At 59.8% G+C, this 17,175-nt stretch carries 14 protein-coding genes and 1 pseudogene; 6 read left to right on the forward strand and 9 right to left on the reverse strand.

What is annotated here, in order from left to right; translation table 11 throughout:
* Window positions 1-742: 742 nt before the first annotated feature.
* From MEB48_RS00370 to MEB48_RS00380, 3 genes and pseudogenes are all read left to right on the forward strand, one after another.
* Window positions 743-829: pseudogene (locus MEB48_RS00370) on the forward strand (alpha/beta fold hydrolase); the annotation flags it as partial.
* A gap of 172 nt (window positions 830-1,001) precedes the next feature.
* A complete protein-coding gene (locus MEB48_RS00375; protein WP_237880826.1) occupies window positions 1,002-1,889 on the forward strand; it encodes a universal stress protein in 888 nt (295 codons plus the stop codon).
* Window positions 1,890-1,950: 61 nt separating this feature from the next.
* Window positions 1,951-2,655 carry a phosphoribosyltransferase gene (locus tag MEB48_RS00380; protein WP_237880827.1) on the forward strand — a complete coding sequence of 235 codons (705 nt, stop codon included), beginning with the start codon at window positions 1,951-1,953 and terminating at the stop codon, window positions 2,653-2,655.
* 33 nt (window positions 2,656-2,688) lie between these two features.
* On the opposite strand, the gene MEB48_RS00385 is transcribed toward MEB48_RS00380, so the two are convergent.
* The gene (locus MEB48_RS00385) at window positions 2,689-4,113 is read right to left on the reverse strand and encodes a homospermidine synthase (RefSeq protein WP_237880829.1); all 1,425 of its coding nucleotides are present in this window, start codon (window positions 4,111-4,113) and stop codon (window positions 2,689-2,691) included.
* Window positions 4,114-4,358: 245 nt separating this feature from the next.
* Here MEB48_RS00385 and MEB48_RS00390 point away from each other — a divergent pair, with 245 nt between their 5' ends.
* Window positions 4,359-4,688, forward strand: a complete 330-nt coding sequence (locus MEB48_RS00390; RefSeq protein WP_237880831.1) for a hypothetical protein — start codon at window positions 4,359-4,361, stop codon at window positions 4,686-4,688.
* Between the two features lie 38 nt (window positions 4,689-4,726).
* Here MEB48_RS00390 and MEB48_RS00395 read toward each other — a convergent pair whose 3' ends face one another.
* Entirely contained in the window at window positions 4,727-6,922 is a 2,196-nt protein-coding gene (locus tag MEB48_RS00395; RefSeq protein WP_237880833.1) for a TonB-dependent siderophore receptor, read from the reverse strand.
* A 756-nt stretch (window positions 6,923-7,678) separates the two neighbouring features.
* Window positions 7,679-8,359, reverse strand: a complete 681-nt coding sequence (locus MEB48_RS00400; RefSeq protein ID WP_237880835.1) for a glutathione S-transferase family protein — start codon at window positions 8,357-8,359, stop codon at window positions 7,679-7,681.
* A gap of 284 nt (window positions 8,360-8,643) precedes the next feature.
* Here MEB48_RS00400 and MEB48_RS00405 point away from each other — a divergent pair, with 284 nt between their 5' ends.
* Window positions 8,644-9,561, forward strand: coding sequence for an alpha/beta fold hydrolase (locus MEB48_RS00405; protein ID WP_095053710.1), 918 nt, complete (start codon window positions 8,644-8,646; stop codon window positions 9,559-9,561).
* On the opposite strand, the gene MEB48_RS00410 is transcribed toward MEB48_RS00405, so the two are convergent.
* Genes MEB48_RS00410 through MEB48_RS00425 form a run of 4 tightly spaced genes read right to left on the reverse strand, consistent with a single transcriptional unit; the run spans window position 9,538 to window position 14,157 of the window.
* A complete protein-coding gene (locus tag MEB48_RS00410; RefSeq protein WP_030128799.1) occupies window positions 9,538-10,002 on the reverse strand; it encodes a response regulator in 465 nt (154 codons plus the stop codon). The genes MEB48_RS00405 and MEB48_RS00410 overlap by 24 nt on opposite strands.
* A complete protein-coding gene (locus MEB48_RS00415; protein WP_237880837.1) occupies window positions 9,999-12,326 on the reverse strand; it encodes an ATP-binding protein in 2,328 nt (775 codons plus the stop codon). The genes MEB48_RS00410 and MEB48_RS00415 overlap by 4 nt, the downstream gene beginning before the upstream one ends.
* Window positions 12,323-12,976 carry a response regulator gene (locus MEB48_RS00420; RefSeq protein WP_237880839.1) on the reverse strand — a complete coding sequence of 218 codons (654 nt, stop codon included), beginning with the start codon at window positions 12,974-12,976 and terminating at the stop codon, window positions 12,323-12,325. The genes MEB48_RS00415 and MEB48_RS00420 overlap by 4 nt, the downstream gene beginning before the upstream one ends.
* Window positions 12,973-14,157: a sensor histidine kinase gene (locus MEB48_RS00425; protein ID WP_237880841.1), complete on the reverse strand. Its 1,185-nt coding sequence runs from the start codon at window positions 14,155-14,157 to the stop codon at window positions 12,973-12,975. The genes MEB48_RS00420 and MEB48_RS00425 overlap by 4 nt, the downstream gene beginning before the upstream one ends.
* Before the next feature lie 171 nt (window positions 14,158-14,328).
* Here MEB48_RS00425 and MEB48_RS00430 point away from each other — a divergent pair, with 171 nt between their 5' ends.
* Entirely contained in the window at window positions 14,329-14,847 is a 519-nt protein-coding gene (locus MEB48_RS00430) for an SgcJ/EcaC family oxidoreductase (RefSeq protein ID WP_237880843.1), read from the forward strand.
* A gap of 192 nt (window positions 14,848-15,039) precedes the next feature.
* On the opposite strand, the gene MEB48_RS00435 is transcribed toward MEB48_RS00430, so the two are convergent.
* Together MEB48_RS00435 and MEB48_RS00440 are read right to left on the reverse strand one after the other, a co-directional pair.
* Window positions 15,040-15,984 (reverse strand): bifunctional 5,10-methylenetetrahydrofolate dehydrogenase/5,10-methenyltetrahydrofolate cyclohydrolase, encoded by a 945-nt coding sequence (locus tag MEB48_RS00435; protein ID WP_237880845.1) that lies wholly within the window; start codon window positions 15,982-15,984, stop codon window positions 15,040-15,042.
* A 182-nt stretch (window positions 15,985-16,166) separates the two neighbouring features.
* The gene (locus MEB48_RS00440; RefSeq protein WP_330932678.1) at window positions 16,167-17,150 is read right to left on the reverse strand and encodes a TerC family protein; all 984 of its coding nucleotides are present in this window, start codon (window positions 17,148-17,150) and stop codon (window positions 16,167-16,169) included.
* Window positions 17,151-17,175: the final 25 nt, after the last annotated feature.

Consider the following 17,175-nt stretch of genomic DNA (forward strand, 5'->3'; position numbering starts at 1 on the left):
GCCGCCGCGATCGGCCATCCCTGGCCGTGCGCGGCTAACCCGGCATCCATGCCGGGTTGCCCACTGCGCAGAACCTCCACTCGGCCTCTCGAGGGGACGGTGCATCGAGATCAACAGCTGCAGGCGAGCTAACGCTCGGCCTGTTGAGTGGTGAACAGCGGAGCGGATGTGCGCTGATTTTTTTGGGGAGCTGGCTTGTCGGGTCGCCGCATCGCTGCGATGGCGGCCTGTCAGCCGACGGATCTTCCCCGAATGTACCCCGTCCAACTGTGGGAGCGGGCTTGCTCGCGAAGCTGTTGATCTTGCCGTTGCCGTTGCTTTGGCTTTTGATCCTGATCTGCTTGCCCCTTTCCCAGAGGCCGAACGCAGGTATTGCGCAGGGGGCACCGCGGCAGGGATGCCGCGGTAGCCGCGCACGGCCAGGGATGGCCGATCGCGGCGGGCCCCCGGAGCAATGCCGGAGGGAGGGCATGCCGAGCCTAGGCGAGGCACCGAATGGCGGGGCAAAAGCGCTTTGGTTACTTTCGCGCTTTTCGAAAGTGACCCGCCGTCAGGGCGGAACCCAAAGCGGCCGTTACCGCAGAAATGGATATGTACTCCCAACACCAAGCACCAAGCACCGGCAATGAATCTCTGTAGTTCAATAGATGTTTAGATACCCATGCCGCGATGAGGGAGGTTCAGACGACATTAATGTTGCTTGATACTCCGCCTTCGCGGGCAAGCCCGCTCCCACAGGGTGCAGTGCGGGCATTTCCCCATGTATTCCAACCCGATCGCGATGTGGCAGCAGATCGCCGATTTTCAGGCGTACGGCCAGCGCGGGTGAGTCCGGCACGAGATGCATAGCACCGTTGTGAACTATTCTTTTCAAGTGGCCCCCTTCAATACCTCATTCAAGGCATTGATATAAATCAAGGCCCAAAAGACCTTAGGGGAGTCTGGGCCTGATACTGGATTCTCGAACCGGCGTCGAGGATCAACCTGTGTGGAGTCAGCTCATGAGCCAGTATCAACGGTTATTACTGATCATCAACCCGCTGCTACGCCATTCGCCTGCGATAAACCATGGCGCTGCCCTGGCCAAGGCCAGCGGGGCGAGCTTGCACATTGCCGGCCTGATTCCCTCGTTGGACATTCTGTCGCTGCTCGAAGAAGGCGACCGCAAAATGGCCCGGGCGACCTACCTGCAGGAGCACAGCGACTGGCTCGACGAACAAGCGATAAAGATGCAAGGCCGGGGGATCGAGGTGACAACCGAAGTCGCATGGGCCGATAACATGCGTCAGGACATCCTTGACCATGTCACGCAAATGCAGCCCGATCTGTTGATCAAGCAAGTGCAGCATGAACCCGTGCTCAAGCGCGCGTTCTTCACGCCACTGGATTGGCGTTTGTTGCGCCATTGTCCGGTCCCGGTATATCTGGTGGGCGGCGAAGGTCACGCCTTGCCGCAGAAAGTGGTAGCCGCGGTTGATGTATCAGACACCGAGCCTTCGAACAACGAACTCAATGACCGGATCATCCTGCAGGCTTCCGGCCTGGCGCTGCAGTGCAATGCCGAGTTGCATCTGCTGTACGCGTGTGACATTTCGGCCGCGTTTCTGGCGGATATGGGCGGCGGTCTGACGCTCGCGGAGCTGACCAGGGAATTGCGCGCTGACCTGGAAAAGTCCTTTCTAAAACTGGCCGCTCGGTTCGGTGTGCCCTCTGAGTGTCGGCATTTCATCATGGGGCATCCTGTCGCGGTGCTGAGTGAGTTCGCCCACGAGCATCAAATGGATGTGATCGTGATGGGCAGAGCTCAATACCGTGGCCTGGAGCGGCTGCTTGGCAGCACAACCGAACATATTCTGTATCAGGTGCCTTGCAGCATTCTGGCGGTCTAAGGGCGGGCTGCTGGCAAACGAACGCCCGTTTTTGGGGCTCCCGCCCCAGGGAGGTTTTCAAATGGCTAGTCCTTCATTGCAAACCATCTTGCATGACCGGGTTGATGCCGGCCGAAGCCTGGTGGAGCCATTGCTTAAATACGCAAAAAGAGCCGATGTCATCGTTCTCGCCTTACCCCGTGGCGGTGTTCCGGTTGCCTATGAAGTGGCCACGGCCCTGGAGGTTCGCCTGGACCTGATGCTGGTGCGCAAACTGGGGGTGCCATCTCATCAGGAGTTCGCCATGGGCGCGATTGCCAGTGGCGGCATACAAATCGTCAATGACGATGCGTTGCGGGGGAATGGTATCGATCAACGCACGCTTGATCGCGTGGTAGCAAAGGAAACGCAGGAATTGTTGCGTCGCGAGCGGGTATACCGTGCATCGCGCGCACCTGTGGCGCTCAAGGATCAGGTGGTGATCTTGATCGATGATGGCCTGGCGACAGGTGCCACGATGATGGCCGCGATACAGGCTGTGCGCCTGCAAGCGCCGTCTCGCATCGTCGTTGCCGTGCCGGTGGCACCTATAGAGACGGCAGAGGCGCTACGCGACGAAGTGGACGAGCTGATTTGCCCGCTGATCCCCGATTGGATGGTTTCGATCGGCCATTGGTATATGGACTTTTCTCAGACATCCGACGAAGAAGTCATCGATCTCCTGCACCGGGCGTGGCAAAGAGAGTCCGCTTCGGGCGACTCATTTCAGAACGGTGCCGGTATTTGAGCCGTTGCCTGGTGTGGAATACGCGTCAGGCCTTCAAGTAATCCTGACGTTCACGAATTGCCACGGATCGGATTCATCGGTCTGCTCGGGCATCAGTGAGTGACGTCCGGCAAGGGGCGTCCAGTCGGAATAAATGCCTTCTACATTGCCCAGGTAGGGCATGCAGATCTGCAGAATCTCCCTGAAGGGCAATTCATCCGGTTCGACGATGCCGCGTTGAGGATTGCGAATAGCCCAGATCACACCGGCCAGCACTCCCGCCGTCACTTGCAGGCTGGTGGCGCTGTTATGGGGGCACAGTGCCCGGGCTTGCTGGATCGATAAGCGCGAGCCATACCAATAGCTGTTCCTGGCATGCCCCATCAGCAGCACGCCGAGTTCGTCATTGCCGCCAAGAATTTCGTCATCAAGCAAACGCTGGCCGCTCTGGGGTTTCCAGTTGCGCTCAGCGAGTTCATACATCGATAGCAGGGCATCGTCACAGGGCCGATAAGCGTAGTGGACGGTCGGCCGATAAATCGGTTGCCGACCCTGGCCAAGCGTCAGGTAATCGGCAATCGACAGCGCTTCGTTGTGAGTCACGAGCAGCCCATGGGTTGGCCCCGTCGAGGGTGTCCAGGTGCGAACCCGCATGGAGGCACCGGGGCGTTGCAGATAGATCCCGGCCTGGCATCCGAAGGCGTGGTAATAGCCATCCTCGGGAAGCACTTTCTCATGGCTGCCCCAACCCAGTTCCGCCGGTTGGCTGCCTTCACTGATGAAACCGTCCACTGACCAAGTGTTGACGAACTCATCGGCGATTTTGTGTTGCGATGAATACTGCGAATCGCGCTCGGCAATGTGGATGCAGCGGATGTTCAGTCGGCTGGCCAGTTGCGCCCATTCTTCGCGAGTCGCGGGCAGGGGCGTTGTGTCACCCAAATCCTCAGCGAGGTCGACCAGTGCCTGTTTGACCAAGTGGGACACCAGCCCCGGATTGGCACCGTGAGTCAAAATGGCGGTGGACAGACCTTGCGCGCTTTCACCCCGAAGCTGAAGTGCCGCTTCCCTCAATGCATAGTTGGATCGTTCGGACAGGGATTTGTCGGGGTCGGTGTAACCGCCTTCCCACGGCTCGATACAGGTGTCCAGATACAGCACGCCTTTACGCTGGGCGAACTGAATCAGGGACAGGCTCGATACCCCTACCGAGAGGTTGAGCAGGAAATCGCCAGCGCTCAAAAGAGGGTCCAGCACCGCCTCGTAATTGCTCCGGTCCAGTTGCTCGGCTTTGTGGGTGACGCCGAATTCCTTCGCGATTAAACGACCATCTTCATCGGGACTGAGGATCAACAGTCGCTGCGGTTCAAGCTCAAGATGGCGCAACAGCAGCGGGAGTACGCCTTTTCCGATAGAGCCAGAGCCGATCATCACTAACCTGGCATTAAAGGGTTGAATGACATGCTCAAGTTCTGACATTCGATAGCCTCCACCGCCTGACCGCGCGTTTGCCGTCAATGGCCTGTCGATAACCACGACGCTCTCAACTAGAGACTGCAACGCTCACTTAAAACTCAAAAAAGTTTTCGCACATTTCACAATGGACCTATCAGGCTCATGGAGAGCCCAGAAAAACCTCATGGAAATGAGGCAAACTGCTGGCCCCCCGATCTCCGCTTCGTTGTCAAACTCGCTTTCTTTTCAAAAGGTTAGGCATTGGCGATATGCGGACTTTGGTATGGATGGCTGCAACGTTGGTCCTGGCGGCGGTCTCGTTTGAGGCTCAGGCCAAGGACCTGAGCAAGAACAGTCGTTTCGTCTGCAGTTGGGGCTCGGACATCGCCGCAGACGCGCAAGCGTCGAAGCTTTCCGGATTCACGCTTTACGGGGCACGCAAGAAACTTCAATCGCGAAAATTCCCCCGGCCGTGGATGCGCATGACGGCCATGGGAATTACCGAACAAACCTATAACAGTCCCTCGCGTCTCAAGCCTGCTGGTATCAAGCAAACGTATTACGAGCAATGCATCCGGCATGAGTTGGCCCGACGCTAGGGTCTGGGCTCCTCAACTGAAACGGTCGGAGCGCACGATCAGAAGTTGATCGAGGCACTCAGTCGCGCAGTCAGTGGCGCGCCCTGGAACACGTAGCCATCGCCCATGTATTCACCGGCGTCACGCCAGTAGCGTTTATCGAACAGGTTGTCCACGGTCAGCCGGAACACGGTGTCGTAACCGTCGATGCGAGTGCTGTAGCGGCTGCCGATGTTGAAGATGGCATAGGCGCCAGTCTGCACTTCGCCCTGGCGGTTGGCGTACTTGCTGCCGCTGTATTGCACTCCGCCGAGTAGCGCCAGGCCGTCGAACCAGGGCAGGGCATAGTCGCCGTAGAGGTTGGCGCGCAGGGTCGGTACGTTGATTGCCTGGTGGCCCTCATAAGCTGGCGTGCCGCTGTCGGTGACGCGCGCGCGGATCGCCGCGACACTGGCGCTAATCTGCAGGCGCTGACTGGCCCAGCCATTGGCCGAGAGCTCCAGCCCGGTGTTTTTCTGCTCTCCCTGTTGGGTGAACGTGAACGTGCCGTCGTCATTCGGTCGCGAGTACTGATAATCCTGACGAATCTGGAACAGCGCCGCAGCCAGGCTGATGCGCTGCCAGTCGTACTTGATACCGGCCTCGATTTGTCGCGATACGGTGGGCGCGAGAATTTCATAGGCATTGGTGGTGAACCACGCCGCTTCGCCGCCCAAGGACAGGCCCTTGCTGTAGCGGGTGTACAGCGACAGGTTTTGCACCGGCTTATAGATCAGCGCGGCCTGGGGCAGGAACTCATAGCGTTGCGTGTGCCGGGTGGTGTCGCCCTGGCTGTCGAAGGTCTCTTCATCCAGGCGCACTTCGCGTCCGCCGAGCACTGCCTGCCATTGCTCGTTGAAGCTGATCCGGTCATTGAAGAACAGCCCGTACTGACGGCTGTCCAGGCGTCGGTAGGAGTCGTTGAGCGGGCCTTCGTAGCGGGCAAAATCAGCCGGTTCGCTGTTGATGTTGGCGCTGCCGATCATCTGGTTGATGGCATCGCGTTTGTCCACTACGCGGCGGAACGCGCTGGTCCCGACGCTCAATTCGTGGCCCAGGCTGCCGGTTTCGAAGCGGCCGCTGAGGGCAGCCTGCACTTCGTCGTTGCGGCGGGTATCGTCTGGGCTGCGGAAATCGTAAATGTCGTAGTTGCCCTCGGGGCTGAAGTAGTTCGGCACCGCCGCGCTGGCGCAACTGGCAGAGCCGTAGCAGCCCCAGGCGAACGAGCTGTAGTCATCGATCACCACCCGGCTGCGCGAAGCGCTGAGGTTGCCTTTCCATTGGTCGCTGAAGCGGTATTCGAAGTTGCCGTTGAGGTTCAGCGCATCGGTGGTGACTGGCTTCGAACCGCTCTGGTGAGCCAGGAGCTTTTTCGGCGAGGCGTGGTGCGGCAGGCTGGAACCGCCGAGCAATTGATAACCCGGTGCTGAGCGCTGTTCCTTGGTCTGGTACTCGGCATCCAGTTGCAGCAGCGCATCAGGGCTGATGTTCCAGTCGAAGGCCAGCGAGGCAAAATCGCGCTGGCCATTGGTGTGTTCGACGTAGGAATGGATGTCTTCGTGGGCCAGGTTGGCGCGCAGGCCGAACTGCTGTTCGCTGCCGAACCAGCCACCGACATCGGTGGCCAGGTAACCGCTGCCGCGATCGTCGGTGGAGACGGTGACCGAACGCACATCGGCAGGCCGCTTGGTCACGTAGTTGACCAGCCCGCCAGGCTCGCTGACACCGCTTTGCAGACCGGAAAGGCCCTTGAGCAACTCCACCTGCTGTTTGTTCTCCAGCCCGACATTCTGCTCGCCGGTGATGGTGCGGCCGTTGATTTTGTAGCTGCTGGCGGAATTGAGGGAGAAACCGCGCACGACGAAGTTTTCGTAGTAGCCGACCGGCGCATAGCTTTCACCCACCGAAGCGTCGTTGCGCAGTACTTCGCTGAGCAGGCGCGCCTGCTGATCCTTGATCAAGGCTTCATTGACTACCGAAATCGAGGCCGGCGTATCAAGCAAAGGCGCCGCTTCGAAACCACCGACTGAAGCGCTTTCGGCGTGATAACCGGAGGTGTCTTCACCGGTGACAGTCACCGCCGGTAGTTCGGTCGCGGCGGCCCAGGCCGAAGGCACGGCGCTGGACAGCAGTAGGCCCAGACTCAGGTTCAGGGGATTGAGCGCGAACCGCGGGGCGGCCACTCCCTTGGGGGAGGTCCGGTAAAGCATATGCATGAAAATTCCTCGACGACTGTTCGCGGCCCACTGTTGAAGCGGGGCATCATACAAGAGGATATCGTCGCAGCGATCGAGAAATGAAAGTATCAGCGCGACGCGTGAACGCCGCGAACCCTGTAGGAGCCCGGCTTGCCGGCGAAGGCGATTTCATTGGCGCTGCAGGATGTGAGGCCGCTTTCGCTGGCAAGCCAGCTCCTACAATTTTGTGAACGCCGCGAACCCTGTAGGAGCCCGGCTTGCCGGCGAAGGCGATTTCATCGGCGCTGCAGGATGTGAGGCCGCTTTCGCTGGCAAGCCAACTCCTACAATTTTGTGAACGCCGCGAACCCTGTAGGAGCCCGGCTTGCCGGCGAAGGCGATTTCATCGGCGCTGCATGATGTGAGGTTGTCTTCGCTGGCACGCCAGCTCCTACAATTTTGTGAACGCCGCGAACCCTGTAGGAGCCCGGCTTGCCGGCGAAGGCGATTTCCTCGGCACTGCATGACGTGAGGTCGCCTTCGCTGGCAAGCCAGCTCCTACAATTTTGTGAACGCCGCGAACCCTGTAGGAGCCCGGCTTGCCGGCGAAGGCGATTTCCTCGGCGCTGCATGACGTGAGGTCACCTTCGCTGGCAAGCCAGCTCCTACAATTTTGTGAACGCCGCGAACCCTGTAGGAGCCCGGCTTGCCGGCGAAGGCGATTTCCTCGGCGCTGCATGATGTGAGGCCGTCTTCGCTGGCAAGCCAGCTCCTACACCGGGAACCTGCATGCAGTCATGCGTTGTCCGGCCCCTGGCGAAACCGTTGCTCAATGGCCTGCGCAAACGGATAGAACGAGAACCACGGTTTGGCTTCGTCGATTACCCGCTGAAATGACGGCCTCTGTACCAATCTGTCGAAATAGGCGTTCAAGTGTGGGTGGTCGTCAGGGAACGGTACAAGTGTGCGGGCATAGAAAAGTGCCGGGGCAGCGGCGCAATCGGCCATGCTGAAGTCCGGGCTGGCCACCCAGATTCTGGATGCCATGCGGTGCTCGAGCATGCCGTACGCCGTCTCCAGGGTGGATCGCTCTCTGGTCAGATCACCGTTGGTCGCGTGTAGCCGATCGCTGACAATCCGTTGCATCGGCACTTGTACATAATGGTCGAAAAACCGATCCCATAACCGGACTTCCAGCGCGATCTCCCAATCGTCTGGAACGAGCCTGTGCGTGCCGGGATACCGTCGATCCAGGTACTCGATGATGATGCTGGATTCGGGCAGATCAGATTGTTGAGCATGGTCGCGAAGAATCGGGAACTTTCCGATTGGCCACAATGCCTGAAGTTCTGCGCTGTCGGCAGCGTCCGCGAGATCGATGATCCTTCTCTCGAATTCGGTCCCGTTTTCGTAGAGCGCGATGAGTACTTTGTGGCAGAACGACGCCAGCGGATGGTAGTAAAGCGTCAGCGACATTTTTCAACTCCTCGTTTGGCATGAGGGGTGGGGCGGGCAATGAAACAACCGCAGGGCGTGTCGGCGAAGCGTCAGGATCGCCACTTTCAAGCCTGCGGGCTTGCAGATGGAAGAATCCCTGCTTAACTGTGAACCGTTGGTCTGGTTGTGACTTGTTAGTCATGGTATTCATCTTAGCGCCCTTGTACCGTTGTCGCTGGCTCGTGCTGTCAGGCGAGTCGAAGGAAGCCGGAGAGTCAACCACGCTGTGCGCCTGGTCCAATTTGTTCAAGGAAGAGAATGACATGATGCTGAAAACTGCGATCGTCGAGATTGGTAAGAAGTACAAGGTTTATACCGAGCATTATCTCAACGCCACCGCTGACAAGACCATTATTCTGGTCAACGGCTCACTGGCAACGACGGCATCCTTTGCTCAAACGGTGCGTTACCTGCGGCCACGCTTCAATGTGGTCCTCTACGATCAGCCCTACGCCGGTCAATCGAAACAACACAACCAGCATGACCAACCGATCCGCAAGGAAGACGAGGCCGCGATATTGCTGGAGTTGATCGAGCACTTTCGCGCGCAGCATGTGCTGTCCTTTTCCTGGGGCGGGGCGGCGACCTTATTGGCACTGGCGCAGCGGCCGCAGCGAATCGAAAAGGCGGTCATCAGTTCATTCGCCGCGCGAATCAACACGCCGATGCGCGATTATCTCGAGAGCGGCCGGCATTTTCTCCACGCGTGCGACCGGCGAAATGTCGGGCGCTTGATCAACAGCACCATCGGCAAGCACTTGCCGTCGCTGTTCAAGCGTTTCAATGAACGCCATGTCAGCAGCCTGGACGAACACGAATACCGGCAGATGCATTTTCACGTCAATGAGGTGCTGACCCAAGACACTCACTGCTACGTTTCCTGTGCCGATGCCATCGAAGTTCCAGTGCTGTTTATCAACGGCGAACGGGACGAGTACACCTCGGCGGAAGACGCCCGTCTTTTTGCAGCGCATTCCCGTCAGGCTCAGTTTCAGACCATCAAAAACGCCGGGCACTTCCTTGATATGGAACACCCGACGGCCTGGAATGACACCCAGCAGGCCTTGCTGGGCTTTCTGCAACCGGTCGCCAAAATACCGAGCCAGCCCCGTGACCTGACATTCAGTAGCAAAGCGTCAGTGATTCCGCCCCTTCAGTCAGCTAACTGGGTGCGGCTTTAACTGGCGCAGCAACTCGATCTGATCTGCCGGGACCAAGGTGCGCAAAGCTTTGTAAAGTGCGCGGGTTTCAAGCAGGTTCCAGACGCGCAGCATGGTTTCCAGAGCGTCCAGTGGCTTGCTGATGAAGTCTTTGGCGCCCAGCGCCAGCGCGCGCAGCCGAGTATCGCGGGTGGCGTCGGCGGTGAGCACGAGGATTGGCAGGTATTCGCCGGCCGGGATGCGCCGGTTGAGTTGTTCCAGTACGGCAAAGCCATCGAACTCCGGCATGTGCAGGTCGAGAATCACCAGGTCAGGCTCGAAGCTGTTGAACAGGTCCAGGGTTCGCAGCGGCTGAGTGCTACTCAGTACGTTGGTCAGCCCTTCGCGGACAAGCAATTGCTCCATCAAGTCGAGGTTGGGCCGTTGGTCGTCGATGATCAGAATACGCAGGTCGGTGTTCACGCGGGCTCCGGTAGATGCTGGTCAAGATGGGCGAGGAATGAAGGAATGTTAATCGGCTTGGTCAGCACGGCGGTCGCGCCCGCTTCCAGCAAGGCCAGATGAGTGAGGTCGCTGGCATCGGCGGTGATCATCAGCACTGGAATGGCACGGGTGATGGAAGATTGGCGCAGGCGTTGCAGAACATTGAAGCCATCTACGTCCGGCAGCGCCACATCCAGCAAAATCAGCTGCGGTGCATGTTGACGGGCCAGGTCCAGGCCCATCTGCCCCTGCATGCTTGAGAGCAATTGGATGTGCGGTCGCCGTTGCAGCAGGGTTTCGATCAGGGCCAGGCTCGAGAGATTGTCTTCGATGCACAGCACTTTGCCCTGGTAATCGGGAACGGTGAGGGCGGCGGTGACCGTTGGGTGGCTGATTCGTGCAACAGGTGGCTCGGCGGCTGGCTGCAGGCGCTCGAAGGGCAGCTCCAGGGTGAAACTGGAGCCTGCGCCGGGCTGGCTTCGGACGGTCAGGCTGCCATTCATCATTTCCAGCAGACTCTTGCTCAAGGCCAGGCCCAGGCCGGTGCCTTCCACGTTCGGATCGGTCTCCAGGCGCTCGAACGGCTTGAACAGTTGATCCAGTCGATCGGCCGCAATGCCCTTGCCGGTATCGCAGACCGACACGGCAATTCGCTGTTGATGAACATTGACCTCGATGTGCACCTGACCCTGGGGCCGGTTGTATTTGATCGCGTTGGACAACAGATTCAGCAGCACCTGAACCAAGCGTTGCCGATCGGCGACGATCCCGCTGTCGGCGGCCAGCATCGGCAGTTCAACCAGCTGAATGCCCGCGTCGCAAGCCATGGGGGACACCAGCGTCAGGGCTTCTTGCAGCACCACCGCCAGGGGCACCGCTTCGACATTCAGTGGCAGGCGCCCGGCTTCGATCTTGGCGATGTCCAGCACTTCGTTGATCAGGGTCAGCAGGTGTTGTCCGGCCCGCAGAATATGACCGATCTGTGCCCGCTGCCCCTTGGGCGAGTCCATGTCCAGTAATTGTGCGAAGCCGAGAATGGAGTTGAGCGGGGTGCGCAGTTCGTGGCTCATGCGTGACAGGAATTCGCTTTTGGCACGGCTGGCGCGTTCGGCTTCTTCGCGTGCGGTACTCAGCGCGATCTCGGCGGCACGGCGGTCGGTGATGTCGCGGGTGATCTTGGAGAACCCGCGCAGGGCGCCACTGTTGTCATATTGCGCAGTAATCACCACGCTGGCCCAGAAGCGGCTGCCATCCTTGCGACAACGCCAGGCCTCTTCCATGTAATGACCATCGCGAGTGGCCTCGCGTAGCGCCATCTCTGGATGCTGCGGGCACTCTTGCGACAGATAAAACACCGAGAAATGCTGGCCGACGATTTCTTGCTCGGTGTAACCCTTGATCCGTTCGGCGCCCGCATTCCAACTGGTGACGAAGCCCTGTGTATCGAGGGCGAAAATACCGTAGTCCTTCACCCCATCGATGATCAGCCGCAAGCGTTCTTCGTTGTCGCGCAAGGCCCGTTCACGTTCGGCCAGCAACAACCCGGCCTCGACCAGGCGTGTGCCCAACTGACCAATCTCATCCTTCTCTGGCGGTTGCGGCAACAACGGCTGACCGAGTGCCAGCCGTTGTGCGTTGCCCTGGACCTGTTTGACCCGGGCGACGATGCCCTTGGACAGGAACAGCACCGCCACAATGGCGCCAAACAGCCCGCAAGCCGCGGCCAGCAGGGTGGAGAACAACAAGCGTTGTCGAGTGGAAGCGGCAGCCGCGGTACGCTCGGCCAGCAGCGTGTCTTCAAGCGTGCGCATGGCGCTGATGCGTTCGCGCAATTCGTCGAGGATGTACTTGTTGTTGATCAGGATGGTGGTGATCGACTCGGGTGTGGCGCTGCGATCATCGAGCAGTTCAACCAGGCCCTGGACCTTGGTGTCGATCAGCGGCGTGATCGCCTCCAGATGTTTGCGCACCCGCTCATCGCGAACGTTGCTGTCGAGCCGGCGCAGGGCCGATTCGATCAAGGGTTTGGCTTTCCGATACCCCGGCAGGAAGTCTTCGCGGCGGGTCAGCAGATAACCGCGGACGCTGGCGGCGGCCTCGGCGAGCAAGGTGTGCACGGCCTGAATATCGCCTTGCACCAGCAGCACACGGCGCACGTCCTCTTCCGCGCGTGCCGTCTGGCGTTCGGTGGTGTAGATCAGCACCAGCGAGAGCAACAGAATCACCAGCGGCAGGGAAATCACCACGAGGGCTTTGCCACGTAACGGCAGATCGGCCCAACGGCGAGCGTTTGAAACGTTCATGACTGGCTCACCAGCCCCAAGGCGATGCCACGGACAGCGGCCTGGGTTCGGTCGGCGGCGCCGAGTTTACCGATAACCCGTTCCACATGGGCCTTGGCTGTGCCCGTGGTGATGCCGAGTTCTTCGCCGATTTCACGATTGCTGCAACCGCCGGCTACAAGCCCGAGGACTTGGCGTTCCCGGGCGGTCAGGGTTTCGGCAGGCGCGGCACCACTGGCGTTGCGCTCGGTCATGCGCCGCAGCAGACGGGCGCTGACCGTGCTATTGAGGGCTTCCTCGCCCGCGGCGACGCGTTGCAGGGCATTGATCACTTCATCGCGGCTGGCGTCTTTGAGCAGGTAGCCCACGGCGCCGGCATTCATCGCCGCTTCCAGGTGATCCGGGCTGTCGTCCATGGTGAAGATCACCACTTTCAGGGCCGGCAGGCGCTGCTGCAGAATTCGCGCCGCACCCAGCCCGTTGAGCACGGGCATGCGAATGTCGAGGATGACGATGTCGGGCAGCAGGCGCTCGCACACGTCCACCGCTTCCTGGCCATCGCGGGCCTGGCCAACCACTTCGAACTGTGGATGACCCGCCAGCAGCGCGACGAAACCGGTTCGGGTGACCTCATGATCGTCCGCCAGAACCAGACGTAAAACTTCAGTCATTGAACTGTTCCATTGAGGTCGGCGGGCACAGTGGCGCGCAGTTGCGTTCCGCCATGCGCATGGCTGACGCAGGAGAAATCACCGCCCAGCAGGCTCGCGCGTTCTCGCATCGCAGCAAGCCCCAAATGCCGGGTGCCGCAGGTGTCGAGCCGTTGTTCCATGGCAAAGCCTTTGCCATTATCGTCCACTCGTAGCGAGGCTTGCCCTTCGAGCAATTCCAGCGCCAGGACGACGTGACTGGCCTGCGCATGCTTGAGAATGTTGTTGATGCCTTCCTGGGCAATCCGGAACAGGGCGATCTCCACCTGGCTGGGCAAGCGTGCTTCGCAACGCGCAGTCCAGTTCACTTTGATTCCGGCGTCGCGCAGGCGATCCGCTTCTTTGTCGACCGCCTTCAGCAAGCCAAAATCATCGAGCACGGTCGGACGCAGGCCACTGATCAGTTGTCGGCCTTCACCGACACAATGCTGGGCTAACGCAAGAATCGTTTGTAAGTCCGCGCCGAGTTCGTCCGGCAGTGGCGGGCAGCGACCGGCAAAACCTTGCAGGCGCTGATGCAGCCCGGCGAGGGTTTGCGCCAGGCCGTCGTGCAGGTCGTAGGCCATGCGTTTGCGTTCGTCTTCCTGTGCCCTGAACAGCCGATGCACCAGATCGGACATGGTGCGTTCACGCGCAACCAAGGCATCCAGCAACCGCTGGTTTTCCAGGTGCGCGGCCAGCAGGGTGGCGAGCAATTGCAGGGATTCGAGGTCCTCGGTGTCCGGTGCACTGATGCTGACGCTGTTGGCCAGCACCAACGCACCGAAGGCAGCGCCATCGCCACCGCGCAAAGGCACACGCAGCACATTGGGCAGGACCGCGTTCGGCTGCTCCTGCCATTGCGCAGTGCGCATCGCGGTATCGGCGAGGCGTTCGAGGCTGTGTAAACGATCACGGCTACCGTGACTGGCGGTGGTCCTGACTTGCGCATCCACGTTCCATTCCAGCAATAGCGCATGGTCCATCGCCAGGAAGGCACAAGCTCGTTGCAGCACGCGTTGACGCATTGCCTCCGGGGGCAGTTGCGTCAATTCCTGGCCGGTATCCACCAGCAACCGCAGCCGCGCCGCGCGACTTTGCGACTGCCGATATTGGGTGCGAATGGCCAGGGCGCTACCGGGGTCATGATCAGGGTTTTGCATGGGACGGGTTCCGGCGCAGGCACGCCCGTTCGGGCAGGGGCGTTATTAGACCTTGTTAACAGGGCAGGGCGCCATCTGCCGAATGGCATAGGCAAATGACTCCGGTTGGCCGATGGCGGGTGGCGTTCCGACCGGCACAGTGTGCCCATCGACCACCATTGGAGTATCGCAATGAAATTCAAGACCTCGGCCATCGCCCTGTTTTTCGCCCTCACCGCCCCGTTGGCCCAGGCGTTGGAAGCAGTGCCTTACGTTTACAGCAGCGTGGCCGAACAGCCAGCTAACGTAAAGGATCGCGAAATCGCCGCACTGTTCGATCAATGGAATAGTGCGTTGAAGAGCGGCAATGTTCAGAGCGTGGTCGACCTGTACGCGCCGAACGCCGTGCTGCAGCCGACGGTTTCCAATAAGGTGCGCACCACGCCGGCTCAGATCAAGGACTACTTCGATCACTTCATGGCGCTCAAGCCGGTGGGCCAGATCAACTTCCGTGAGATCCGTCCATTGGGCGCTAACGTGGCCATGGACAGCGGCGTCTACACCTTTTTCCTGACCGAGGCCGATGGCAAAACCCGCCAGGTGCAGGCGCGCTATACCTTCGTCTATGAGCAGGTTGGCGGTCAGTGGAAGATCCTTAATCACCACTCTTCGGCGATGCCGCAACCGCAGGTGCTGCACGCCGGGAAGTAACTACGTCTTCGACGCTTGATCGTGGTTAAGCACAATCCCTGTGGGAGCGGGCTTGCTCGCGAAGAGGGCGGCACACACAACATTGATGTGGCCTGATACACCGCTTTCGCGAGCAAGCCCGCTCCCACAGGTTCCGCGCCTGACTGGCATTACCGACATGGCCCACCTTGAAGTGGGCCGTGTGCGTTGTGCTCAATTCAACGCCAAGTCGTCCACAGGCTGCTGCCCGCGGGCCTGGGCGGCGCGTTGCAACTGGCTGGCGATCAGGGTGTTTTTCAGCAGATAGGCAATAGTCATCGGCCCGACGCCACCGGGAACCGGTGTGATCGCACGGGCGACGGTGCGGGCGCTGGCGTAGTCGACATCGCCTACCAGACGTTCGCCGGACTCGTCGGCGATGCGGTTGATGCCGACATCGATCACCACTGCGCCGGGCTTGAGCCAACTGGCGTCGATCAACCCCGGTCGACCCACTGCAGCGACCACGATATCCGCCAACCGGCACAACGCCGAGGCATCGACGCTGCGCGAGTGCACCACGCTGACCGAGCAGTCGGCCTGCAATAGCAAGGTCGCCATCGGTTTGCCGACAATGTTCGAGCGGCCGATGACTACCGCGTGCAAGCCGCTCAAGTCATCACCGCAGGTCTCGTGCAGCAGACGCATGCAGCCGCTGGGCGTGCAGGGGGTCAGTACCTCCATGCCTTGCACCAGCCCACCGACGTTTTCCCGATGAAAACCGTCCACGTCCTTGATTGGGTCGATGGCATGGATCACCGCCTGTTCATCGATAGCGTTCGGCAAGGGCAGTTGCACCAGGATGCCGTTCACCGTGGCGTCGGCGTTGAGTTGCGCAATCAGTTCCAGAACCTGGGCCTGGTTGGCGGTTTCCGGCAGGCGGTATTCAAGGGAGCGGATGCCGACTTCCTTGGCGCGCAGCAGTTTATTGCGCACATACACGTGGCTGGCCGGGTCGTCACCGACTAACACGACCGCCAAGGCGGGATAGATCTGCTGGCCGGCCAGGGCCAGAACCTCTTCCCGGACCTCGTCGAGGACCTTGGCTGAAATGGCTTTGCCATCGATATCGCGGGCAAGTGATGGGGTACTGCTGATCAAATGCGTCACCGTCGTCATTGAAAGAGCAGGGCGCAGGTTACCAGTCGATGACTACCCTGTACCACCCGCAGCAGATGGGCAGGATGTTATTAATGTCGTCGAACCCGTAGAAGCCCGGCTTGCCGGCGAAGGCGATTTCATGGGCACTGCCTGACGTGAGGCCGTTTTCGCTGGCAAGTCGGAACGCCGCATCGCAGCTCCTACAGGGATCGCATTCGATCTTTCTCAGACGTTTTTTTCCGACTCATGATCAGGCTCAACAGCACTGACGTCAGAATGATCCCGCCGACAACGGTCAGCGACCATTCAACCGGCATGTGAAACCACGGCATCAGCGTCATCTTGGCGCCGATGAACACCAGCACGATCGCCAAGCCGTATTTGAGCAGGTGGAAACGATCAGCCATGTCGGCCAGCAGGAAATACAGCGCCCGCAGGCCCATGATCGCGAAGATGTTTGATGTGAACACAATGTACGGATCGGTGGTGACGGCGAAGATCGCCGGGATGCTGTCGACCGCAAACATCAAGTCACTGGTCTCGATCAGCACCAGCACCAGAAACATCGGCGTCGCCCAGTACCGACCGTCTTGCACCACAAAAAAACGCTCGCCATGAAACCCGTCGGTGACACGCAGATGACCGTGCATCCAACGCAATAAGGGGTTTTTATCGAGGTCAGGCCGCTGATGGGCGAATGCCAGCATCTTGAACCCGGTGATGATCAGGAACACACCGAACGCATACAGCAGCCATGCGAACTGCGACACCAGCCACACGCCGGCGAAAATCATCGCCGCACGCATCACGATTGCCCCGAGCACGCCATATAACAACATCCGGCGCTGCAACTCCGGCGGCACGGCGAAGTAGCCGAAAATCATCACGAAGACGAACATGTTGTCGATCGACAGCGACTGCTCAATCAAATAGCCCGTGAGAAATTCCAGCGTTTTGCGCTGGGCGATCTCGCGCCCGAATTCGCCATTCAAGTACCACCAGAGCAATCCCGCGAAGGCCAGCGCCAGCGCGCACCAGGCAATCACCCAGCACGACGCTTCGCGCACCGATACCCTATGCGCCTTGCGCCCGCCAAAGACAAACAGATCCATGGCCAGCATGGCGATGATGAAGAAGATGAAGGCGACCCACATCCAGAGTTCGCCGATGTTCATGGGCTGCATGTCGCTCTCCCTGCGGGGTCTTGTT

Source organism: Pseudomonas sp. PGPR40, from assembly GCF_022014505.1.
Lineage (GTDB): Bacteria > Pseudomonadota > Gammaproteobacteria > Pseudomonadales > Pseudomonadaceae > Aquipseudomonas.

Excerpts from the sequence above, each read along its gene's own strand:
- MEB48_RS00375 (WP_237880826.1), top strand. The coding sequence starts at position 1,002 with ATGAGCCAGTATCAACGGTTATTACTGATCATCAACCCGCTGCTACGC.
- MEB48_RS00380 (WP_237880827.1), top strand. The coding sequence starts at position 1,951 with ATGGCTAGTCCTTCATTGCAAACCATCTTGCATGACCGGGTTGATGCC.
- MEB48_RS00385 (WP_237880829.1), bottom strand. The coding sequence starts at position 4,113 with ATGTCAGAACTTGAGCATGTCATTCAACCCTTTAATGCCAGGTTAGTG.
- MEB48_RS00390 (WP_237880831.1), top strand. The coding sequence starts at position 4,359 with ATGCGGACTTTGGTATGGATGGCTGCAACGTTGGTCCTGGCGGCGGTC.
- MEB48_RS00395 (WP_237880833.1), bottom strand. The coding sequence starts at position 6,922 with ATGCATATGCTTTACCGGACCTCCCCCAAGGGAGTGGCCGCCCCGCGG.
- MEB48_RS00400 (WP_237880835.1), bottom strand. The coding sequence starts at position 8,359 with ATGTCGCTGACGCTTTACTACCATCCGCTGGCGTCGTTCTGCCACAAA.
- MEB48_RS00405 (WP_095053710.1), top strand. The coding sequence starts at position 8,644 with ATGATGCTGAAAACTGCGATCGTCGAGATTGGTAAGAAGTACAAGGTT.
- MEB48_RS00415 (WP_237880837.1), bottom strand. The coding sequence starts at position 12,326 with ATGAACGTTTCAAACGCTCGCCGTTGGGCCGATCTGCCGTTACGTGGC.
- MEB48_RS00420 (WP_237880839.1), bottom strand. The coding sequence starts at position 12,976 with ATGACTGAAGTTTTACGTCTGGTTCTGGCGGACGATCATGAGGTCACC.
- MEB48_RS00425 (WP_237880841.1), bottom strand. The coding sequence starts at position 14,157 with ATGCAAAACCCTGATCATGACCCCGGTAGCGCCCTGGCCATTCGCACC.
- MEB48_RS00430 (WP_237880843.1), top strand. The coding sequence starts at position 14,329 with ATGAAATTCAAGACCTCGGCCATCGCCCTGTTTTTCGCCCTCACCGCC.
- MEB48_RS00435 (WP_237880845.1), bottom strand. The coding sequence starts at position 15,984 with ATGACGACGGTGACGCATTTGATCAGCAGTACCCCATCACTTGCCCGC.
- MEB48_RS00440 (WP_330932678.1), bottom strand. The coding sequence starts at position 17,150 with ATGCAGCCCATGAACATCGGCGAACTCTGGATGTGGGTCGCCTTCATC.